Source organism: Mesorhizobium sp. B2-4-14 (genome assembly GCF_006442155.1).
Taxonomy (GTDB): domain Bacteria; phylum Pseudomonadota; class Alphaproteobacteria; order Rhizobiales; family Rhizobiaceae; genus Mesorhizobium.
This window is the reverse complement of sequence record NZ_VFVA01000016.1, coordinates 36,995-58,727: the sequence shown is the minus strand read 5'-3', so window position 1 is coordinate 58,727 and position 21,733 is coordinate 36,995. Positions and strand designations below refer to the sequence as shown.

Below are 21,733 nucleotides of genomic sequence, written 5' to 3'. Positions count from 1 at the left end.
GAATCGGCACGAGGCAATGACATTGCAGGACCTGATCTGGCTCAACCCGCCGCCGCACCACGTCATCGACGGCGATGCCGTCAGCGTGCGCTCCGGCAAGGAGACCGACTTCTGGCGTGAGACCTTTTATGGGTTCTGGCGCGACAACGGCCACTTCCTGTATCGGCCGGTCGAGGGCGATTTCACCGCCGAGGTCACCGTCAAAGGCGATTACAAGGTGCTTTACGACCAGGCCGGACTGATGATCCGGCTGAGCGAGACGCACTGGATCAAGGCCGGCATCGAATACACCGACGGTCTCGCCTATTTCTCGGTTGTCGTCACCAACGACACATCGGATTGGTCGCTGGTGGCCATTCCCGCCGGCCCGAACGGCGTCAGGATCCGCCTGACCCGCCATGGCGAAGCGATCCGCGTCCAGTATCTCGACGCTTCGGACGGCCACTGGAAGCCGGTGCGGCTTGCCTATTTCCCGGTCTCGAAAACGGTCGATGTCGGCATGATGTGCTGTTCACCGCAGCGCGAGGGTTTCGAGGTGACATTCTCCGGATTTTCGGTCGGCCCGCCGATTTCGCGGGAATTGCACGACTGATGCCTGGAGCATCTCAGGTGGAAGCCACGGCAGGCCGACGCATCACCACGGGACGTGTAGGATTTCCAGTTTCGGCAGGCCGACCGGCCTGACGCCAAGATCATTGGCGAGCATGCCGAAGGCTTCGGTCTCGATCAGGTCGCGGTAGGGAATTTCGGGGAAGCGAAGGCCGCCGCGATGCAAGGCGGCGTCGACCAGGAGCATGGTTCCGCCGACCGCATCGAGGCCGATGATGTCGAAATGCCTGACATCGCTGAGATGATAGCGGTTGGGCGTTTGCGCGGGCGGTTGGTGCAGTCCGCCGCGTATCTCGCGATAGTAAGGATAGTCCTTGGTCTGGCGTCTTATGACGAAGCTGTTGAGATCGAAGCTGCCGCCGCCGGCGATCTTCACGCAATTGGGCATCGCGATACGATGGCCAGTAGCGATCAGCCGGTTCAGTACATCGCCGGGGAAGCGCCAGACATCGATGTCGATCCACAACGCCCAGTCGTCGTCTTCCTTCAGTCCATGATCGATCAGGTGATTTCGCACCTTGGCAATCGCGCCCCGCCTCACCCGCTGCATGCTGGGCTTTGCCCGTTTTGCCCTGTCGAGCCTGGTGCCGACCTGTCTCCGCAGCAGGACGATGTCACGATATTTGCCGGCTAATCCTGCTGTCGCGGCTTGCAGGCGTTCCCAGCTCCCATCCAGGCTGTCGCCTTCGCAAAAGACCAGCTTGATCCTGTCCTTGGGATAGTCGAGCCCGTCCAGTGCGTCGAGAAAGGGCTGGATGAGATCGGCGGCGTCGCGAAGCGGCACCAGGACGGCAATGTTGCGGCCTGAGGGCGGCGGCGCCGACAGAACCGCCTTGTCGACGCTGGCTTTCGCCTCGGCCTCATCCAGATACGCGCCGCGCGTCAGCTGATACCGCAGCCGATAGGCTCGGTTGCGCAGCCTGGTCCTCCAGGTCGGTGGCGGCTCGGGGATCCACCATGTGCCGGCCCAGTGATGGATCGAAAGCGCTGCCGTGTCGTCGCCGGCTTCGCGCTTCGCGCTCCCGGCCGGCGTCACCGGCGTGAACAGGCCGGAAGGATGAATGGCAAAGGCAGCCTGATCGCTGTAGGCGAGTTGTGCGGAGGTCAACAGACAGGGTCCGGTCGCGTCGAGCACGTTCTTGGCGCTGGCGAGCCTGCGCATCAGGGAAAGCACTTGTATCCAGAAGGGATGACCGGCTGGGCTGGCCATCGTCCCGTTGAACAGGAGATAGGGCAGACCCCGGAGATCCGCCTGGATGGCTGCATGCGAGGCCGGCTCCTTGCACAGCACGACGCGGGTCTCGTCCATGATCGGATCGAAGGGGGCGAGGCATTCGCAATCGATGTCCGCGTAGATCCCGCCAAAATGATGCAGCAGCATGTAGCGGGCCGCATCCGACCGCTGCACGCCGTTCGTGTAACTGCAGAACATAGGCAGGAAATCCGGATAATGCTCGGCCACGAATTCGAGCAGCATCCGGTCGCTCCAGAACATCACCGTCCAGTTTGGATTATGCCGTTTCCAGCTGTCGGCATAGGCATGGAAGCGTGCGGGAACGCTGTCGGTCTTCCATGTCTGGTGCAGGATCGGCGGGATCATCGGCAGCTCATGGGGCGGATGAGGGGAACGGCCGGGCGTCATTTGCCGTCATTGTCCAGGTCAAGACCGGTACGGATCGCCTCGCGGATCGCTTGCGGGCTAAACCGTGCCCATGCGGCTTGATGCGCGCGCACGCGCTGCCGCGCCCGGCGTTCGGGGTCCAGGCAAAGTCCGATCGCCATATCGGCAAGTCCTTCGTCGGTGGCCGACAACAGCACCTCGTCGCCATCGACCAGGTCCAGACCCTCGGCCGCCACCGGTGTCGCGATCACCGGCACGCCCCAGGCCATCGCCTCCAGGATCTTGATGCGCGTGCCCCCACCCGCCTTGAGTGGAATGATGGTGAGATGCGCGGCGGACAAAAGCGGTGCCACGCTTTCGGGATTTTCGATGAGTTCCACGTCGGGCAACCCGGTCAGCGCCCGCACCGCCGCCCTTGGGGTACGTCCGGCAAGGACAAGCTTCGCGCCGGGCAAGACCTGCCGGATGCGGGGCAGTATGGCATGGGCCAACCGCTCGGCGGCATCGACGTTCGGTGGATAGCCGAGATGGCCGATGAACAGGATCACCGGAAAGCCTCTATCGGTCGCGGCCTCGGCGGACAGCGCTTCGGGAATGTCTTCGGCCTTGGGAATTCCGTTCGCAACGACATCGATCGGCAGCTTGTGCCGGGACAGGCCCGTCAGCTTCTCGCGGTCCAGGTTCGAGCAGACCCAGACCCTGTCGACGAGGGAAAGCGCTTTTCTCTCCAGTCGCCGAATGCCAAATCCGGCCCGGAATCGCTCCAGACGGAGATGCTGCAGCTGTGCCGCCAGGTCGGACTCGACGTTATGCATATCGAGGACGAGTTGCTTCGTCAGCGGCCGCAACGGCCGCAGCAGTTTGAACAGGCCGATTCCCTCGACGATGATCGTGTCGGGTTTGAAGGTTTGCACCAGGGTCAGCAGGCGCGCGAGTGCCGTGCGGGGAATGCGGTTCTCCGCCGCTATCCTCCACCAGCCCAGCGAGGACGAGCGCGGCTCCTCCGCAATCGTCAGCCCAACGGCTTGGAGGCGTCCGTTGGACGGCTTTGACGGACTACCCAGCGGCCGAACCGAGGCAAGCCGGACCGGACCGTATTCCGAGGCCAGACTGGCATTGCGGAAATTCCTCAGATCCGCGCCCGAAACCGCCGGAAAGGCAGGGTCGTAAGAGACGACCAGGGTACGTTTTTCCTTGACCCCGCCGGCGGCCGACGAAAGGCCGGGCCGTTCCATTATAGCTCCGGCATGAATTCGGGTATGATATTGCAATGTCTTCCAACTCCGGTTCAGGGTCTTGTGGGCGCGGACCGCACGCATCATGCTCATCGCATCCCTGTATCGCTTGTGCTTGAGAAGCCGCCTTGAAAGCCGCTGCGCGATCCAGGCTTTCCTCCACTGCAGGACGTCCCTAGCAATGCCTGAACCGGCGAGCTTGTCCAGTTCAAGCGCGATAGCGAGAAACGTCGCCCGCGGAGCCTGCACAAATCGTCGCGCCATTCTCTCTTCGTCATGGTGGTAGAGGAGCACCGGGGTAGGGGTCGTCGCCACGTCGGCGCGGGCAAGCAGGGCTGCCCAATAGCATGAATCCTCGTCAAGGCTGATGGTTTCCGGAAAGCGGATGGCGGTCGTCGCCCAGGCCGCGACCAATGCGCTGCCCACGGCGATCGGCCATGTCTCGTTGAAAAGGTAGCGCCGGGCGTTCAGGGTGCGATCGCTTGTATATCCATGTGGAACCTTGAGCTTGTCCGTGCCTGCCCGACCAGCTCAGGTAGCCTGCGGCATCATCGAAATTCAGAATAAGAAGGTTGGAGAATCCCCAAGGATTCCGACATTTCCAGCAGACTTCCGAAACCAGCGGCGGATGTCGTCGCTGGTTGGCGGTTTCTGCGACAGATGAAAGGCAATCGATCGGAACGCCAACTCTTTCAGATCCTTTCGACGGGCCTGCAAATGTAGGGGATGATAGTCCATTGCATCGAGATCGAGATGCTTGCCTCCGGCACACAACGGCACGCAGATGTAACTCCTGGTCAAGAGCTGGATTGCATATTCCGTTTCAGTTACAGGCTGCATCCACGAGTGTTCCGCGGCCGCACGGTGAGATCAATCTTCCCCACGCACGGTGAGGTCAATCTCTTCCCCAGCAGTACTGGGTGCCGTCAAGCGCCGGATGGGATACTTGGTCTGGTATTTGCGGACATTTCAGTGAACAAAGGCCGGTGCGCCGCTTGCGGTCAACGTCTGGACCATGCCAGCCAGCGCGCCGCAAGGCGCCTGCGCAAGGAGGTGAGCCGGGTTCGCCTGTAGGCGTCGCCCGCCATCTTGATGCCTTGCGCTTGTGTCGGGAAGGGATGGATGACATCGGCCAGGGTATGCAATCCCATACCCGACCTGATGGCGAGCGTCACCCCATTGATCATCTCGCCGGCATGGCTGGCGACGACGGTCGCCCCCAGGATACGGTCGGAGCCTTCCCTGACATGGATCTTGACGAACCCTTCCTCCTCGCCGTCCATCACGGCACGGGCGACATCATGCATCAGCACCGTATAGGTCTTGACCGGAATGCCGTTCAGGCGCGCCTCCGCGGGATAGAGACCGACATGGGCGATCTCCGGATCGGTATAGGTGCACCAGGGAACAACAAGCTCACTCAGCCTTTCGCGCCCGCGAAAGAGCGCATTGCGCACGACGATGCGCGCCGTCGCCTCGGCGGTATGGGTGAATTTGTATTCGAGGCAGACGTCGCCCGCCGCGTAGATGTGCGGATTCGTGGTTCTCAGATAGTCGTCCACTCTGATGCCGCTGGCGTCATACGCCACATCGGCCTCTTCCAGTCCGAGACCATCGACATTGGGCGAACGGCCGACGCCGGTGATGATCTCGTCGACGGAGATCGTGGTCGTGTCGCCGTCCCGCACCAGGTCGGCGAGCTTCCTGCCGCCTTCCCCGCGCACCGCCACCACTTCGGTGTTGAGGCGGACCTCGATCCCCTCGCGCGCCAAGGCGTCTGATAGGATCTGCGCGGCGTCGCGTTCCTCGCCGGGCAGGAACATCGGATCGCTTTGCGCCAGGATGACCTTGGCGCCGAGCAGGCGGAAAGCCTGCGCGGTCTCGCAGCCGAGCGGACCGCCGCCGATGACCAGGAGCCGCTGGGGGCATTCCGTGAGGTTGAACATGCTCTCGTTGTCGAGATAACCGGCCTCGGCAAGCCCCGGAATCGCCGGCCCGCTCGGATGCGCGCCCGTCGCGACCAATGCCTTCCTGAAATGCAGCGTCTTGCCGGCGACCATCACCGTATCCGGCCCGCCAAACCGCGCTTCGCCGAAATAGAGGTCGATCCCTTCGGCCGCGATGGTCTCGGCCGAATCGGCGCGGCTGATCCGCTGTCGGATCTGCCGCATCCGCATCATGGCCCGCTCGAAGTCGACATGAAGATGTCGTGGCGCGTCACCGCCGAAGCTCTCGGCATCGCGCATATCGGCATAGAGCCTGGCGGTGCGGATGATCGACTTCGACGGGATGCAGCCGACATTGATGCATGCACCGCCGATCAGCCCGCGCTCGATCAGGGCAACCTTCGCGCCAAGACTCGCGGCGTCACGCGCAGCGGTGAGTCCTGCCGGCCCGGCGCCGATGACGACGAGATTGTAGGGACCGTCCGGCTCCGGGTTCTTCCAGCGCGGCGGATGCGCGCCCCGGATCAGTTCGACGTCATTGCGGTCGACAGGAAAGGCGGCGGCCCATGTCCGTTCACGCGACATCGCCACCCCCTGCCGCGGGCGCTGTCGGCTGCGACAGCCAGCCGCCCGTGAAGCCGGCTCTGCCCAGGCCGCGACGGATGTGCGGATTGCACCGCATCAAGTCCCAGATCAGACGCGAGCGGTGGTTCTCGATCATCATCACCACGATGCCCTGGTCGAGCCCGTAATGGCCTTCGGACACCCAGCCATCGCCGCCGAATCTTCGCCGGTTGGCCAATGTCGGATTGAATCCGCTCGGCAGCCGGTAACCGTCGATCACCTGTGGATAGCGATCGGCGAGATGGCGCAACGCAGCCAGGCAGATATCGGGCGCGAAAGGCAGCGACGCCGGAAAGGACCATGGCGCGATCGTCCCGTCATCGGGACCGAATGGCGCGCCGCGCGCGGCATAGCCGGAAAACCGGTGCGTACGCCGCTCCACGCTGGCGCGGAAGCCGCCAGGCCCGTCCCCCGCCGAGAGGCCCCAAAGGTTCTCGCCATAGCCATCGAAGCCATAGGGGTTGTGGCGGGCATAGTCGCGGTGAAGGTAGGTCGAGCGGCGGCTGTTTTCGAAATAGTCCGAGTCCTTCTCGCGCATGAAGGCGTCGCGGATGCCGGCGAAATCGATCCAGGCATGCGAGAACTGGTGCATGAACAGCGGCCCGCCATAAAGCACGTCATGGCCGTAGATGTTTTCCCACTGGTAGGTCGCCGTCCAGGCCTCGTAACTGTCGTCGGAGGCCGGGCTGTCGGGTGAGGCCATCGACAGCACATAGAGGACGATCGCCTCGTTGTAGCCTTCCCAGCCATAGTGGAGAAAGCCGCTCTTCGGCTTCCAGCCTTGCCGCAGGGTCGGGCTGCTGCCTTGCGCCCACCGCCAGTCGACGCGCCGATAGAGCACTTCGGCCAGGTGCCGGATTTCGGCTTCCCGTTCATTGTCGCCGCGGAAATAGGCGCCCGCCACCAGTATGCCGGCCATCAGCAAGGCGGTGTCCACCATCGACAGTTCGCAGCGCCAGACACGCAGCCCGGTTCGCATGTCGAGGAAATGGTAGTAAAAACCCTTGTGGCCAGTGACGTCCTCGCCGCCGCCTTGCGGACTGGCCGAGAAGAAACGCAACGCGGCCAGCGTCAATTCCACCGCCGCCTCGCGCTTCATCCAGCCGCGCTCGACGCCGATCGGATAGCAGGAGAGCGCGAAGCCGACGACGGCGATGCTGGCCGGCCAGTTCGGCCGCGACGTATCGGCGACCAGCCCGTTGTCGGGGTTCACATTCTCCAGGAAATAGCCGAAGGCGGCGCGCTGGTAGCGCTGCAGAAGCTCGTCATCGGACAGCGCGGCGGGATCGGCTTTAAGCAAGAGACGCGAACTCCAGCCTGATGGCCGCGACTCCCAGGGGAGGAACGGCCACGTCGAATCCAAGGGTGCGGTCGTGCCAGGCAACTGGTTGGCGCCGTTTCTGCATTACCGAGGTCGCACGCAACTGCTCGACCGCTGCCGCGCCCGGATAATCGGGTCGCCCCATTGTTACCCACAGCGCCTTGGCGTTGGCATTTTCCGCATCGATCCGCCGAACGGTTGCCGCTGTGGGCTGCGGCGCATTCCTGAGTTCGACATGGACGGTCTCGTTGGCGATCGGATGCCGTGGCAAGGCAAAGTTGGAGATCAGCACGGTCAGCGAATTCCCGTCACGGACGCACCAGCCATCAAGGGTTGAATGGGTTCCCTCCATGAACAGAATTTCCGTTCCAAGTTGATGCAGCGTTTCAAAGGCACGGTAGGCCGGTTTGGCAATTCCGTGAAGGTTCATCAACCCGAAGCCACCATGAAAGGGCACGGATGGAAAATAGTTTTCCTCGAAAATATCGGAAAAGGTCCAGTAGCTGTACCCTTGAACCAATCCTCTCGCCTCCATCACCGTCTTGACGATGAAAGCGGCGGCATAGGGCTCGTCATGCATCGAATCGCGTGGATTCGAGGAGGTGCACCATTCAGTGTAGTAGAGGGGCCGGTCGCCCGCCTGCAGGCGAGCGGTGCGAGCCTCATCGCGCAACGCGCTCCTGATGCTTTCCGAAAGCTGGGTCTCGGTGTCGTCGCCAGGTATGCCGAAGGCATCGGTGGGATAATGGTGCGTGCTGATGAAATTGGCCGGAAGGCTGTTCTGCTCACAATATGCGATGAACTCATCGATCCAGGCGTTGTCCGCAGTAGCCGGTCCGCCGACATTCAACTTGGTGTCCACGGATTTGATCACCTTTGCCGTATAGGCATACAGCTTGAAATAATCTTCCTGCCTGCCGCTGCCGAACGCGTCGAGATTGGGTTCGTTCCAGACTTCGAAGAACCATTGCCGCACTTCGTCCAGGCCGTAGCGATCGATCCAATGGGCGACGAGTTTCGAAATCAGCGTCGACCATTGGTCGTAGTCCTTCGGCGCGCTGACATTGGCGCGGTAGCGGAAGATGATCTGCCCGGAGGATGACAGCATTGTCGGCATGAAACTCAGCTCGACAAAGGGCCGCATGCCGATCGACAGCAGGAAATCGAAGATTTGGTCGGCATTGAAGAACGAATAGAGCGGCTGGTCATCCTGGTCGATGAGTGTGCCCATGTCGTCATCGAGCAGCCCGTGAAAACGGACATGACGAAAGCCGAGTTCGTCATGCGCCCGGCGCATCTGGGCCTGCCAGTCCACGCGCAACGCCAGCGTCGCATGGCCGCTGCCGACCGTATGTTCCCAGAAGTGCGGGAAGTCCTCGCCTTGAACGCCGAGATCGCAGCGAAAGGTCACGCCCATGGAACAGTCACGATTATTTGCCGATCGCACGCCTGCATTGCCGACTATATATGCCGGCCAGGCTCCATTCGTTGCCTTGTCACGCGGATTTGTTGTTGCCGTCAGTATGTGGCGCGGCCGCCGGAAACGTCGAAGACGGCAGCCGTGGTGAATGAGCACTCCTCCGAGGCGATCCAGCAGATCAGGGCCGCCACCTCGTCGACCTCGCCGAAGCGCGCCATTGGTATCTTGGACAGCATGAAGTCGATGTGCTCCTGGCTCATCTGCCTGAAGATCGCGGTGCGTACGGCCGCCGGCGTCACGCAATTTACCGTGACTTTGGTCTTGGCCAGTTCCTTGCCGAGCGACTTGGTCAGGCCGATCACCGCCGCCTTCGAGGTGCTGTAGGCGGAAGCGTTGGGATTGCCTTCCTTGCCGGCGATCGAGGCGATGTTGACGATGCGGCCATAGTTGCGCTCGAGCATGTGCGGCACGAGCGCCTTGTTGCAATAGAAAACGCCGTTGATGTTGATGTCGATGACCCTCTGCCAATCCTCGACCGAATAGGCCCAGGTCGTCATGTTCGGCCCGGTGATGGCCGCGCTGGTGACCAGGATATCGACGCCGCCAAGCGCTTCGATCGTCGACCGTGCGGCGGCCTCCACACCGGCCGCATCGGCAACATCCAACGTCACGGCGTGCAGGCCGGGAATAACGGTTTTCGCCTGATCGATCTGGGCCGGATCACGATCCCAGACGCTCACGCGTCCGCCCTCGTCGAGGATCCTTTGCGCAACGGCCAGGCCGATGCCCGAGGCCCCGCCGGTGATGACAGCCGACCGGCCAGCGAACCGTCCAGCGAAACTCATAGGCATCCGATCTTCCCCTGTCGTGATCGGCCGCGATCGGCCGTCTGACCTCCAGGTGACTGTGAGGTTGCTGCCAGGCAAGTTCAAGCCGGCATGCAGGCCGATCGTCTGGGCCAATGCCTGGGAGCAACCCCGAAGTGATCGCCGCCGGATGGATGTCGCAGGGCAACCGGCTGATCTCGTCGATCGCCCCGCTGTAAGACAAGGTGACCGGATTTGCCATTGAGCACAGGGTGCGATAGATTATATTGCACTGCACAATGGAGACGCCGTTTATTGTACGCCCCTGTTTGCGGATATGCTGGCTGGCTTGTGGATTGCCCGCCCCGCGCCGCGTCGACGGGACTCTGAGATGAAGATCCCAAAATCCCTGCTGATCGATCCCCAGAAGAACTCGGTCTATGGCAGCTTTGCCGTGGCTGTCTCTATCTGGGCGTTTTCCTACTCCGTGATTTTCGGCCAGATGATGATCCTGGCCTACTACGCCGTCTGGCTGCCGCTCATCCTCGTCGACTACCGGCGGTTTCTGCGGCAACTGTCCAGCGCCTGGCTGCCGCTGCTGTTCGCGGCCTATATCTGCTCCTCCGTCTTCTGGTCGCAGGCGCCCGGCATCACCGCGAGGACCGCCGTCCAGTATTTTTCCCATATCGCCTGTGCCTACGTGGCCGCGCGCACCGTCAGCGTGCGCACCCTGACGATCGGTGCGTTGATCGGGATCTTCGTCGTCCTGCTTTATTCGCTGAAGGTCGGGGGCTATTCCGAGGACGTCCTCGACGGCACCTACAACTTCGTTGGCGCCTTTGCGTCTAAGAACCAGATCGGGTTCGTCTCCTCGCTCGGCATCTATTTTTCCGTGGTGTTCCTCGCTTTTCTGCGGCGCGGACGGCTGAGCTTCATCCTGGCGATGCCCGTGGTGCTGCTGTCGGGCTACCTTCTGGCCATCTCGCATTCGGCCACCTCGGTAGCCTCGATACCGGCGGTCCTGGCGTTGATCGCGCTTCTTGCCATGAGCAAGCTTCTGTCACGGCGCTACCGCCGGGTGATTGTCCTGGTCGGCGCCGGGCTGATCGTGGTGGTTGCCATTGTCGCCTTGAACCTCGGACTCATGGACTTCGTGCTTGGCATCTTCGGCAAGGATTCGACGCTTACCGGGCGGACATATCTGTGGGAGCAGGGCTGGAGCGCCGTGCAGAAATCTCCGATCCTCGGCGTTGGTTATGCCGCCTATTGGGTGCAGGGTTTCGCCGAGGCCGAGCGGCTGTGGAATGAGTTCTACATCACCGCCCGCAGCGGGTTCCATTTCCACAACACCTATATCGAAGCCCTGGTCGAGCTCGGCTTTGTCGGCGCGGTGATGATCTCGCTGATCATCCTGCGCACGCTCCTTGGTCACCTCGCGGCCGTGGTTCTCAGGACATGGCAGCCCGAGCCTGTGGTGCTGGCCGGCGTGATGGTGCTGCTCCTGATCCGTTCCTTCGTCGAGGTCGACATTCTCAGCCCCTACATCATGGGGTCGTTTCTGCTGTACTACAGCTTCTTCAAGCTCGCGCCGGTGCCGGTCATGCAGCGTCGACGGGTTCCAGTTGGGCCTGCCGAAGCAAACCCGCACAAGGTTGACCAAATTGGCGTAGAGCGGCCACGGTACACGACGCAAGGGTGAGGACGGTTTGAAGTGCTTTGAACAGGGGATTCTTCGCCAAAAGGATCCTCCCATGCCAAGCACGGTTCAGGCCGCCCTCCTTGAGACCCTAAAACGTCATTTCGTGCTGCGCAATTCGCGCCTGGAAACGCTGGCGGTTCTGATCGTGGCGCTGGTTCAGGGCCGCACGGTCAATCTGAGCCATGTCGCGAGTCGCTTCCCGGGAGCCGCGCAGCATGGTTCGAACTATCGCCGCCTGCAGCGTTTCTTCCAGTCGATCCGGCTGGATCAGGCGGTTATTCGCCATTCGCGTCAAGCAGGGCCAGTGCGTTGCCCTGGCCGATGGACGGCTCTGGACGATCAAGTCGCTGCTGCGTCGCCGCCGCAAGAGCCGCAGCCTCACCACCTTCGAAGCCAGCTTGCCCGATGCATCCACCGCTCTGTCCTTCGCCGCCAAACGGATCGACGGCAGAAATGGCCAGCAAGGCGAATGGCTGATCGTCATGACCAACAGCCCCAACGCCAAGGCGGCAATAAGCGCCTATAAGAACCGTTGGGCCGTCGAATGCCTGTTCGCCGATACCAAGACACGCGGCTTCAACATGGAAGACACCAGAATGACCGCGCCAGACAAGATCGACACCCTGACCGCCATCCTCGCCATTGCCGTAACCTGGGCCTATCGATGCGCAACTCAAACCATGGGCCTGAAGGCAATCAAGCGAAAGGTCAATGGCCGACGCGAGAAGTCGTGGTTCCGAACCGGCCTCGACGCGCTCAGGGCATGGATCACCTTCGCACCCCAAAACGCCGTCCGCGCCTGGCAAAACCAATTCCCAAAACGCTTCAAAATCCCATGAGCCGTGTACTGCGAACATGGAACGATGAGACGCAATCCCCGATGGAAACCGGTACGCACTTTTCTGGAATTGCTCTAGACGGTTGCCTTGCTGCGCACTTCCGACTTGTCGAGATAGTAGGTCGAGTATTTGTCGAAGAATTTCTCCGAGGCCCCGAACGATCCGTATTTGGCCAGCTTCTTCAGGTCGACCTTGTTCAACACCATCCCGACGATCTTGTTGGCGACATAGGGTTCGGATTCCAGCATCGACCGCACCATGGCGCGCGGCGTGCGCCCCCACTCGGTGACCAGCACGAAGCCATCGACGAGTGGTGCGAAGGCCTTAGCGTCGACAACCGGCCCGAGCGGCGGCAGGTCGACGACAATGTATTCGAACGTCTCCTTGGCGTTCTCGATGAAGCGCCGCATCCCGGCCGAGGAAAGCAGCTCGCTGGTGTGCGAGAAGTGCCCGCGCGACGCGGCTGGGATGATGGCCAGCTTGGTCTGCCGGTCGATCTTGCCGACCGACTGCCAGGTCTGGCCACTCACCACCGCTTCCATCAGCCCCTGGTCGGCCTCCATGCCAAGGCCGCGGCTGAGGCCCGGATTGCGCAGGTCACCGTCGATGAGCAGCGTCCTGGCGCCGTTGGCGGCAAGCAGCCCGGCGAGATTGGCCGCGACCGTCGACTTGCCTTCGCCGGGAAGCACCGAGATGACGCCGATGACGCGGCTGCCTTGCCCTTCCAGCACGACATCGAAGGCGATCTTGGCGCTGCGCAACGTTTCGGCGAACATCGATGCCGGAGCGTCGACGCTCACCCTCATGCGCGCGCGCCTTTCGATGGCCGCCGGCGATCTGGCCGCCTTGACGTCAGGCTGACCGTCGGCTGGCTTGTCCTCCTTGGCGGGTTTGCTGCCGATGGTCGGCAGATAGCCGAGAAACTTGAGGCCGACGCGGTCGCGCACTTCCTCGCCGGTCCTGAAGAAGCGCTCGTTGAACTCGTTGAGGCCGCCGAAGCCGGCGCCCATCAGAACGCCGAGCACGAGCGAAAGTCCGAGCACGATGATGGTGCGCGGGCTCGAGGCGGAGAGCGGCGTCGAGGCATCCGAGATGATGCGGATCTTGCCGACCGGGAAGGATTGCTGCTGCGCGGCCTCCTCGTAGCGGCCGAGGAACGTCTGATAGAGCGTGGTGAGTGCCGTTGCCTTCTGATCCAGGTCCCGCAGTTTGACCTGCGACTGGTTGTCGATGGAACTCTTGCCTTGTGCGGCGGCGACATTGGCCCTGAGCGCGGTCTCGCGCGCCAGCGCCACCTCATATTCGTTGCGATAGCTTTCGGTGAGCTGCTTCAGCTCGCCGAATATCTGCGCCGATATGTCGGCCTTTTCCTTGGCGAGCGCCACCGCCTGGGGATGCTGCGGTCCGAAATTCGCTTCGACGTCCTGCTGCCGCTTGGCGACCGTGAGGTAGCGCGTCTTGAGCGCCGATATGACCGAGCTGCTCGGCTGGTCGCTCGATATTGCGGCATCCTTGAAAGCATTGTCGGAGCCACTGTCGACGATCGTCTTGTATTGCTGGTAGCGGGCGCTGGCGCGTGCGGTATCGGCCTGCGCCACGATGAGCTGGGCGTTCAGGTCGGCGAGCTGCTTGTCGCTCATCAACTGGCCGTCGCTGTTGGCGGACAGTCCGTGTTCGGCCCTGAATTTCTCGACCGCGAGCGATGCCGCCTGCGAGCTCTCGCGCAGTTCCGTTAACCTGCCCTGCAGCCAGACCGCCGCACGCTCGGTGGCGTCGAAGCTGGCATCGAGCTGATCGGCGAGATAGGCGTCGGCATAGGCCTTGGTGATCGCTGTCGCCAGCGCCGGATCCGTCGCCTGGTAGCCAAGCGCGATGACGTAGCTTCGTCCGACGCGATCAGCCCGGATCTCGTTCTGCAGCTTGAGGATCGCGTAGTCGCGGCGCGACGTGGCGATCAGCGCGTCGCGCGCGGCCGGGTCGAGTTTGCTGATGTCACCGACGCCCGGCATGGGAGGGCTGGGGCGAAAATACTGGATCATGCCGCGGACCAGGTCGACGCCCTGGGCAAGCGCCGACTGGGGCGGGTTCATGAACGTATCGTTCTGGTCCAGCTTGAGCTTGTCGACGACCACGGCGGCAAGCCGCGTCGAGGTCAGAATCTCGATCTGGCTCAGAATGGCGGAATCGGTCTGCATCGTTGTCGACGCAGCCGAAATGTCGTCGACGATCTTATTCAGGCCCTCGTCGATGAGCACCGAGGCGTAAGACTGATATTTGGGCGGCGTGGTCTGGATATAGAGCATGCCAAGGAAAAGACCGATGACGGCGCATACGCCGACGACCTTGGCCTGTCGTGCGGCCATGCCAAGCAGCCGCTCGATATCGATGAAGTCTTCGCCGTCTCCTGCATCCGAATTCGGCAATGGCATCCTCTTGTCGAGAGGAAAGTTGGCATAATTCATCTTCGGTCCAATTCTGGCTTGTCTAGCGCACAGGCCCCGGGACGATCGGGAGCAGTGCCGGGCGCGGCATAAGCTTCATGCCGGACAGCGGTGAGCCGGCTGGCCCCTCCGCCGTCAGCCATCCGACAATGCTCCCGAAAGATGGGCATTATGCGGCTTCTTCCTGGCGTTCATGCGACCGGACGAACGCCCGGAGCATCTCGAAAACCGGGCCTTTCATGTCGTCTCGCGCCAGCGCGAAAGCGACATTGGCCTGGATGAACCCTTCTTTCGACCCGCAGTCGAACATACGGCCGTTGAAGGGCTGGGCGAAGAACGGCTGGTTCTTCGCCAGACGCACCATGGCGTCCGTCAGCTGGATCTCGTTGCCGGCGCCGCGCTGCTGGTTGCCGAGCAGCGCGAAGATCTCGGGCTGCAGGATGTAGCGGCCGTTGATGTAGAAGTTCGACGGCGCGTTGGCCGGCGCCGGCTTTTCGATCATGGCCGTCACCTCGAAGCCACCGCCAATGTCGGCGCCCCGGCCGACAATGCCGTATTTGTTGGTTTCGCTCGGATCGCAGCGCTCGACGGCGATGACGTTGCCACCGGTTTCCTCGTAGAGATCGGTGATCTCGGCCAAACATCCGCGCCCGCCGAAGGAGACCATGTCAGGCAAGAGCAGGGCGAAGGGTTCGTTGCCGATAACGTCGCGCGCGCACCAGACGGCGTGGCCGAGGCCCTGCGGCGATTGCTGACGGATGAAGCTGGTGGCGCCGGCCACGGGCAAAAGGCTTTCCAGCGACTGCAATTGCGCCTTCTTGCCGGTCTGCTCCAGGGTTCCGATCAATTCCGGATGCAGGTCGAAATAGTCCTCGATGACCGCCTTGTTGCGGCCGGTCACGAACACGATGTGCTCGATGCCGGCCTCGAAGGCCTCGTCCACCGCATATTGCACGACAGGCCTGTCGACGACGGGAAGCATTTCCTTCGGCATCGACTTGGTCGCCGGCAGGAACCGCGTCCCAAGCCCCGCCACCGGTATCACGGCCTTCCTGATTTTCTTCATCGCAAATTCCTTCTGAGGAGATCGACTGCATCCATTCGCAGGCCACGAAAAATCCCTCCATGTGCCTGCATCTTCACCTCCCCGCCCCCACGGCAAACTGTGCCGCTACTCTTCGCAACCGCACGGCGATCGGCATGCCCATATGCCTGACCGCCGCCGGGTCGCCGAGCGCGGTCCGGATCGCCTTGAGCGGGGACCGCGCCTTGATGTGCTGGACCATCGACAGGAAGGAGGCCGCCTTGCGCAGGCTGCGGCCGCGCCGGGCGAAGGCGGCCTGGGCTGCCTCATCCATACGATGGGTCCGAGAGAATACGGCGTCCGCCTCGCGCATCGCTTCGACATGGTGAAGCTCGAGCACACGGGAGATGGAGCCGCTGCGAATGTGATAGGCATAGCCGATGGCGGGCTCGACCACGCATCTGCCGCCCTTGGCCAGGGCGTCGGCAAACAGGATGTAGTCCTCGCCGATTCTCAGTTTCTCATCATAGCGAAGCCGGTTTTCATCGAGGAACCGGCGCTGGAAGATCGGCTTGAGGTAGCCGAGATTGAACTTCGATTCGAAGACGACGTTGCCGGCGATGTAGGTGGCCAGCGAAATCTCGCGCAGGCCTTCAAGATACTGCCGCGGGAACATCGCGTCCTCGACGACGCCGTCCTCGCGGACGACCTGGAGGTTGTCAACGGCGATCTGGGCGCCCGCCTTTTCGGCGCGGCCGATCATGGCGGCTATGCGGCCCGGAAAGACGGCGTCATCGGCATCGAGAACCGCGATCCACCTGCCGCGGGCGACGTCGAGCCCGGCATTCCTGGCCCCGCCGGGACCACGATTTGTGGTGAGCGCGACGACGCGCACGATATCCTCGGGATAGGCCCGCGCCACATCGAGCGTGGTGTCGCTCGACTGGTCGTCGACGACGATGATCTCGACGCTGACACCCTTCTGCGCGATGGCGCTGGCGATCGCCCGGTCAAGGGTGGCCTCGGCATTGTAGGCGGCGATGACGAAGGAAACGTCCGGGACGAAGGAGGCGTCAGGCTGCACGCTTGCCTCCTTCCCGTGGAGAGGGCTGACCGTAGAGCCGGATTTCGCGGATGCCGACAAGTCCGCTGACGACGCCGATATGCATGATGCCGCGCAGCACGCTGCGGTTCCTGCGCACCGGGCTGGCGACAACTGGAAGCGCGGCGGCGAAGCAATAGGCCGCCTTTGCCGCGGCAAGGCCGACCTGTTTGACCAGGCCGATGCCGCCGGCGTTGTTGCCCAGGAGATGGCCATGTGTCTGCCCGACCCTGAAGCGACGCCGGCCAAGCCAGTCGAACGCGGCCCTGGCGCGCGGCACCACCTCGTCCACCCACGCTTCCTCTGAAAAGGCGATCCGGCCGCCCGCCTTGACCATCTGGTCGAAGAACTCGGTGTCCTCGCCGCCGGTCTGGCCGCGCGCCAGGCTGAAGCGGCGGCCACGCAGGCTGTCCGATCCCATGCGGAGCAGAACGTTGCAGGTGTAGCCGGTGCGGATTTCGCCCCGCACCCAGACGGGCAAGGTCGAATGGAAATCGCCGCGGCGCATCCAGTCCGGCGCATCCGGGCGGTAAAGTGCCCGCACCGGGCCGAGCACGGCGGCAGCGCCACTTTTCTCAGCCGTCGCGACCAGTTCGGCAAGCCAGGAAGCCGTGGCGGTCTCGTCGTCGTCGATGAAGGCGAGGAAATCCGCCTCGCTGGCGTCGAGACAGGCGTTGCGGGCGATCGAGATGTTGCGCGCCGGGCAATGCTTGTAACGGATCGGCAAGGCCAGTTCCCGCGACAACGCCGTGACCAGATCCCTGGCGCTCGGCGTGTCGTCATTGTCGGCGACGATGACGCCGACATCGAAACCTCCTGGCATGTCCATGGCGGCGAGCGAGCGCAGCGTGTCGGCCAATTCTGGACGCCGGAACGTGCACACGCCGATGTCGATGCTGCGGTTCTTGGCCTGAGGCGCCATCACGCCACCCCGCGTCGCGCGCCGAGGCCGAGAAGCTGCAGCCAGAAGCCGACGGACCAGCCGAAATGCATGACCATGGCCGAAACGCCGGCCAGCGCGATATCGGCATTGCGCTCGCCGACCGCCGTCACCAAACCATAGCCCAGGCATACCGACGCCCAGATCAGCAGCGGCACCGCCGCGATCCAGTGCACGAAGGAGAAGGCGGCCAGAAGAACCACCGGGAAAACCAGCAGCGGCACCATCTGCCGGACCTTCGGGATGACGCGGTGCTTCAGCACGTTCTTGGCGCGGCCGCGGCCATAGCCAAGGTACTGGAAATAGAGATCTTTGAGCGAAGCGCGCGGATAGTAGACCATCTGCGTCCTGCCGCTCATCCAGATCCTGTAGCCGGCCTGCCGCAGCCGATAGTCGAGCTCGGCATCCTCATTGTGGCTGAACGTCTCGTCATAGCCGCCGACGGCCTGCAAGGCGGATATCCGCATCAGCGCGTGATGGCCGTGGTCGACCCACTCTCCGGCGGAGAGATGACGGTGCTTGGAGCCGCCTGTGCCGAGCTTGGAATTCTGCGCCGCGGCGGTCGCCTTCTGGACCGCGCCGCTGCCGCTGGTCAGCATCGAAACCACGACCGAATCGGCACCGGTAGCAAGCGCCTCCTCAACCAGCCGGTCGCAATAGTCGTCGGGATAGCCGCCATGGGCGTCGATGCGGATCAGATACTCGGCGCCCTCGCCGAACCTGACCACCGCAAGGTTGATCGCCGCGCTCTGGATGCGTTTTTCATTGTGAAGCAGGATGATGCGCGGGTCTTTCTTCAGGCGCTCGCCGACAATGGCCAGCGTGCCGTCGGTGCTGCCGCCATCGGCAATGACGATGCGGGCGCCAAGCCTTGCCGCCGCCGGGCAAAGTTGGTCGAGCAGCGCACCGATATGGGCTGCTTCGTTCAGGCAGGGGATCACGATCAGGCTGGAAGGAAGCGCTTGCGTCATCAGGCAAAGTCCCTCCTATGCCAGGGCTTCGGTCGCGAAGGGCTCGTGCACGGTGGTCAGGCGGCGCAGTTTTTCGACCAGTGCGCTGCAGTCGCCGCGGTCGTAGCTCCACATTCTCGGATTATGGGCAAGCACGCGCGCCTTCAGTCGGCCGAAGCGGTGCCCCTCCATCGTGCCGAGTGCTGTTTCGAGCGCGTGTGGCGTGGCGTTCGGCAGAAGGACGCCGATATCCTGTTGGCTGAGGAACCGTCCCGTTTCGGTATGGGCCATCGAGATCGGCACCGCCCCGAAGCGGCAGCCTTCATAGAGGCGGTTGGGCAGCAGCCATTCCGAGTTCTGGCCCCCTTCAAAAAAATCGATCGCCCAGGAGAAATGGACGTCCTGATAGATCGCCGCCATGTCCTCCGGATTGCGGTATGGGCCACCAAACGACAACCACGGCTCGGCTTCGACGAAGCCGTGGAAATCGGGGAATTCGGACAGAGCCGGGCGGCCGCGCAGCACGACCTCGAAGCGCCCCTCCATGCGGCGCGTGAAATCGGCCAGCAACTCCAGCGATTGGCGGCAGCGCAGCGCTCCGAACCAGCCGATACGCCACGGCGGGGCGACAGGCGCTTCGACCGGCTCGCGGTCACCGGGCAAGATCACTGCTGCCTCGAAATATTTGTTCTCGACCAACTCGACGGGTGCGGCGACCTGGCGGAAGGGCTTGAAGTAATTGGCGATGAAGGCGGGCGAACTGGTCACCAGCAGCTTCACGTCGCGCGCCAGATGCCGCTCGGTGGCGCGCAACGCCTTGCCGAGGACATCATCGCGGAGCACCAGGCGATGGATATCGAGGCATTCATAGACGATCGGCACCGCAGCGCCGAAAACCGACCTGGCGCGGCGGGCAAGCGCCAGCATTTCCAGATTGCGCGCGATGATGAGATCGGGCTTCGGCATGCCGCCGAGCTTCGAACCTATCGAAACCGCCGCTTTCGCCACCGCTGTCAGGCGTTGGGCGAATCGGCCGTCGCGTGTCGCGCCAAGGTCGATCGGCCGCAACCCTTCGATGTCGGCGATGGGGGCCGCGGTGCGGCGGAAGCCCGCCAGGGTGACCCGGGCGCCGCCTGTCCTGAGCATTCCGATCCGCCGGCGAACCGCCGGATCGGAAACATCGTGCACCAGGTACAAGACATGCAGCATGAAAACTCGACCGCTGTTTGACCCACCCAAGGGGATGCTAGTACAGCTCTTGCTGCATCGCAACATTTTTGGTGCGGCGTAGCAAAATTACCCATCTGTACCGCACTGCACAAAACATATGACCCAATTTTGGCAGCGCGGGCGCGGCCACACAATCGAACCATCGGGGAGGCGGCATGGCCTGACGCGCCCGGAAACGAGGCATTTTGCTTGCAATCCCCGCAACATGACGATCACATCAGCCCAAATCGCTCCCCATCCGGCAGCCGAGCTGAAGTTTAAGCAATTGCTAAATTAGTATTGCACTGCAACACAAAACGGTGTTGAACTCTCGTCAGGAAAGTTGGGCCTTGAGTTTGGCTAGGGATCCGCTCTTGCATTTTGTTGCAGCGCGGCAGCAAGCTTTCTGCATCATTGGAATAGCTTGCGAAATCCCCGATGCCGCTACTTGAAGACGAGTGGTTCAGTATGGGCAAGTCTCTTCGCATCGCCATCTTTGACGATAAGTATCCGACCAGCTTCGTCACGCCGCGAGCATCAAGGCATACGATCCTGCGCCAGCGATTTCTGCCATTGAATCTGGTCTCATCCAAGCTGGAAGGCGTGACGCTGATCGAACCTGCCTTGTCTGTCGACATGGTGCATGCATTCAACCGGATACCGATCAATTCCTCCAAGTACATCATGTCGTTTGAATCTCATTTGCCGCGACAGTTTGCCCTTCGCAAACGCGGGTTGATGGCCAGCTACCTGAGGTCGCGGATTGCCAGCCCAAATTGCCGTCGCATTATCGCACTGTCGCATTTTGCCCGCAGAAGTTTTCTGGCCCAGCACAGCGACAATCCGGAAATCGGCCTCCTGACGGAAAAGCTATTGGTCCGCCACCCGAGCATCGTGGTGCCCGCGACGGAAGATGCGATGTCCGAAAACAGCGCCGAGGAACTGGTGCTGACATTTGTCGGCGCTAACTTTGGCCGCAAGGGCGGATGCGTTGCAGTCAAGATCGCCGAAAAAGCCATCCAGCAGAAATTGCCCATCCGGGTAAACATTGTCTCAAGTCTCCAGGTTGGCGGCCATATATGGACGGATCCGACAAGCCCGGGATTCTTCGACCCCTATATCAAGCTGCTCGAACTGAGAAACGTCCAGCATCACGGGGTGTTGCCCAACCGATCGGTGCGACACTTGCTGCGCAACTCGCACTTCGGCATCCTCGCCACGTTTGGCGATACCTTCGGCTATTCAGCGCTGGAATCCATGTCCGAGCACACTCCGGTTCTTGGAACAAAGGTCTGCGCCTTGCCGGAATTCCTTGAGGACGGCGTCAACGGGATTGCCCTGCCTGTCAGGCTCAACGACATCGGCGATTGGTGGAGTCCGGGATACGACTCGCGGGGGGAGGCGAAATATGCCGAATATTTCCGTGACGAGGTCGAGCGGCTCGCCAGTTTGGCCATCGAACGATTGAAGCCGTATATAGGGCAACCCGCCTTGATGGAGCCGCTCCGGCGCGATGCCCGCAGGACCGCGGAGACCATGTTCGGGTTAGAATCCGCGGACGCGTTTCTCGATGCGCTTTACGATCGTGTCGCATTGGAAAGCGTGCGCGAGTCTGTTCAACTCGATCCTGCCCTCGATGTTGCATCTCCCCAGTCCTTGCAGCTTGAAACCGTTCGACTCGGTTCATCGCAGTTTGAACCTGGCAGGCAAGAATGCAGTGGACAAACCCACCCCCCAACAGCCTCCGCGGCTTGAGCGTCTCTCCAGGAGTTGCAGTTGCTGCCGCGCCAGCCGGAAATCTCCTGACACGAAAGGCCTTTTCCGCAGTGCAACATTTTTGACGCAATGCAGCAAACAATCGCCTTATCTTTGGTGTACGGCTCGATCATCAAAGTGGTGTCCATGCACTAGAACGACCTAGGCCGCATCGAACGCCCGGCTTGGCAT

At 62.3% G+C, this 21,733-nt stretch carries 17 protein-coding genes; 4 read left to right on the top strand and 13 right to left on the bottom strand.

The genetic code is table 11. The features are described from left to right. The first annotated feature begins 16 nt into the window (after window positions 1-16). On the top strand, window positions 17-592 hold the full coding sequence (locus tag FJ938_RS15970; protein ID WP_140606791.1) for a DUF1349 domain-containing protein: 576 nt from the start codon (window positions 17-19) through the stop codon (window positions 590-592). A 42-nt stretch (window positions 593-634) separates the two neighbouring features. Here the strand turns inward: FJ938_RS15970 and FJ938_RS15965 are convergent, their stop codons facing one another. The 7 genes from FJ938_RS15965 to FJ938_RS15935 form a co-directional block, all read right to left on the bottom strand. Further along, window positions 635-2,209, bottom strand: a complete 1,575-nt coding sequence (locus FJ938_RS15965; RefSeq protein WP_140695262.1) for a glycosyltransferase — start codon at window positions 2,207-2,209, stop codon at window positions 635-637. A 38-nt stretch (window positions 2,210-2,247) separates the two neighbouring features. Then, window positions 2,248-3,891: a glycosyltransferase family 4 protein gene (locus FJ938_RS15960; protein WP_246671404.1), complete on the bottom strand. Its 1,644-nt coding sequence runs from the start codon at window positions 3,889-3,891 to the stop codon at window positions 2,248-2,250. Window positions 3,892-4,023: 132 nt separating this feature from the next. Next, window positions 4,024-4,305: a hypothetical protein gene (locus tag FJ938_RS15955; protein WP_140606793.1), complete on the bottom strand. Its 282-nt coding sequence runs from the start codon at window positions 4,303-4,305 to the stop codon at window positions 4,024-4,026. A gap of 161 nt (window positions 4,306-4,466) precedes the next feature. Further along, window positions 4,467-5,996 carry a mercuric reductase gene (locus FJ938_RS15950; RefSeq protein WP_140695260.1) on the bottom strand — a complete coding sequence of 510 codons (1,530 nt, stop codon included), beginning with the start codon at window positions 5,994-5,996 and terminating at the stop codon, window positions 4,467-4,469. Further along, window positions 5,986-7,335, bottom strand: a complete 1,350-nt coding sequence (locus FJ938_RS15945; protein WP_140695257.1) for a glucoamylase family protein — start codon at window positions 7,333-7,335, stop codon at window positions 5,986-5,988. Before FJ938_RS15945 ends, FJ938_RS15950 begins: the two co-directional genes overlap by 11 nt. Next, window positions 7,328-8,773, bottom strand: coding sequence for a glycosyl hydrolase (locus tag FJ938_RS15940; RefSeq protein ID WP_140695372.1), 1,446 nt, complete (start codon window positions 8,771-8,773; stop codon window positions 7,328-7,330). The genes FJ938_RS15945 and FJ938_RS15940 overlap by 8 nt, the downstream gene beginning before the upstream one ends. A gap of 101 nt (window positions 8,774-8,874) precedes the next feature. Next, window positions 8,875-9,627, bottom strand: a complete 753-nt coding sequence (locus FJ938_RS15935) for an SDR family NAD(P)-dependent oxidoreductase (RefSeq protein WP_140695255.1) — start codon at window positions 9,625-9,627, stop codon at window positions 8,875-8,877. A 346-nt stretch (window positions 9,628-9,973) separates the two neighbouring features. On the opposite strand from FJ938_RS15935, the gene FJ938_RS15930 reads away from it, so the two are divergent. Together FJ938_RS15930 and FJ938_RS15925 are read left to right on the top strand one after the other, a co-directional pair. Further along, window positions 9,974-11,281 carry an O-antigen ligase gene (locus FJ938_RS15930; RefSeq protein ID WP_140606797.1) on the top strand — a complete coding sequence of 436 codons (1,308 nt, stop codon included), beginning with the start codon at window positions 9,974-9,976 and terminating at the stop codon, window positions 11,279-11,281. A 215-nt stretch (window positions 11,282-11,496) separates the two neighbouring features. Continuing rightward, window positions 11,497-12,120: a transposase gene (locus FJ938_RS15925; protein ID WP_181169116.1), complete on the top strand. Its 624-nt coding sequence runs from the start codon at window positions 11,497-11,499 to the stop codon at window positions 12,118-12,120. A 74-nt stretch (window positions 12,121-12,194) separates the two neighbouring features. Here FJ938_RS15925 and FJ938_RS15920 read toward each other — a convergent pair whose 3' ends face one another. From FJ938_RS15920 to FJ938_RS15895, 6 genes are all read right to left on the bottom strand, one after another. Further along, the gene (locus FJ938_RS15920; RefSeq protein ID WP_140695250.1) at window positions 12,195-14,582 is read right to left on the bottom strand and encodes a polysaccharide biosynthesis tyrosine autokinase; all 2,388 of its coding nucleotides are present in this window, start codon (window positions 14,580-14,582) and stop codon (window positions 12,195-12,197) included. Window positions 14,583-14,730: 148 nt separating this feature from the next. Further along, complete coding sequence (locus FJ938_RS15915; RefSeq protein WP_140695248.1) at window positions 14,731-15,627, bottom strand: UTP--glucose-1-phosphate uridylyltransferase; 897 nt, start codon at window positions 15,625-15,627, stop codon at window positions 14,731-14,733. 73 nt (window positions 15,628-15,700) lie between these two features. Then, the gene (locus FJ938_RS15910) at window positions 15,701-16,669 is read right to left on the bottom strand and encodes a glycosyltransferase family 2 protein (protein ID WP_140695245.1); all 969 of its coding nucleotides are present in this window, start codon (window positions 16,667-16,669) and stop codon (window positions 15,701-15,703) included. After that, window positions 16,659-17,609, bottom strand: a complete 951-nt coding sequence (locus FJ938_RS15905; RefSeq protein ID WP_140695242.1) for a glycosyltransferase family 2 protein — start codon at window positions 17,607-17,609, stop codon at window positions 16,659-16,661. The genes FJ938_RS15910 and FJ938_RS15905 overlap by 11 nt, the downstream gene beginning before the upstream one ends. Next, window positions 17,609-18,598 (bottom strand): glycosyltransferase family 2 protein, encoded by a 990-nt coding sequence (locus FJ938_RS15900; RefSeq protein WP_140695239.1) that lies wholly within the window; start codon window positions 18,596-18,598, stop codon window positions 17,609-17,611. The genes FJ938_RS15905 and FJ938_RS15900 overlap by 1 nt, the downstream gene beginning before the upstream one ends. 15 nt (window positions 18,599-18,613) lie before the next feature. After that, a complete protein-coding gene (locus tag FJ938_RS15895; protein ID WP_140695236.1) occupies window positions 18,614-19,786 on the bottom strand; it encodes a glycosyltransferase family 4 protein in 1,173 nt (390 codons plus the stop codon). 438 nt (window positions 19,787-20,224) lie between these two features. Between FJ938_RS15895 and FJ938_RS15890 the strand changes: the two genes are divergently transcribed. After that, window positions 20,225-21,541, top strand: a complete 1,317-nt coding sequence (locus FJ938_RS15890; RefSeq protein ID WP_140695234.1) for a glycosyltransferase family 4 protein — start codon at window positions 20,225-20,227, stop codon at window positions 21,539-21,541. The last annotated feature ends 192 nt before the right edge of the window (window positions 21,542-21,733 follow it).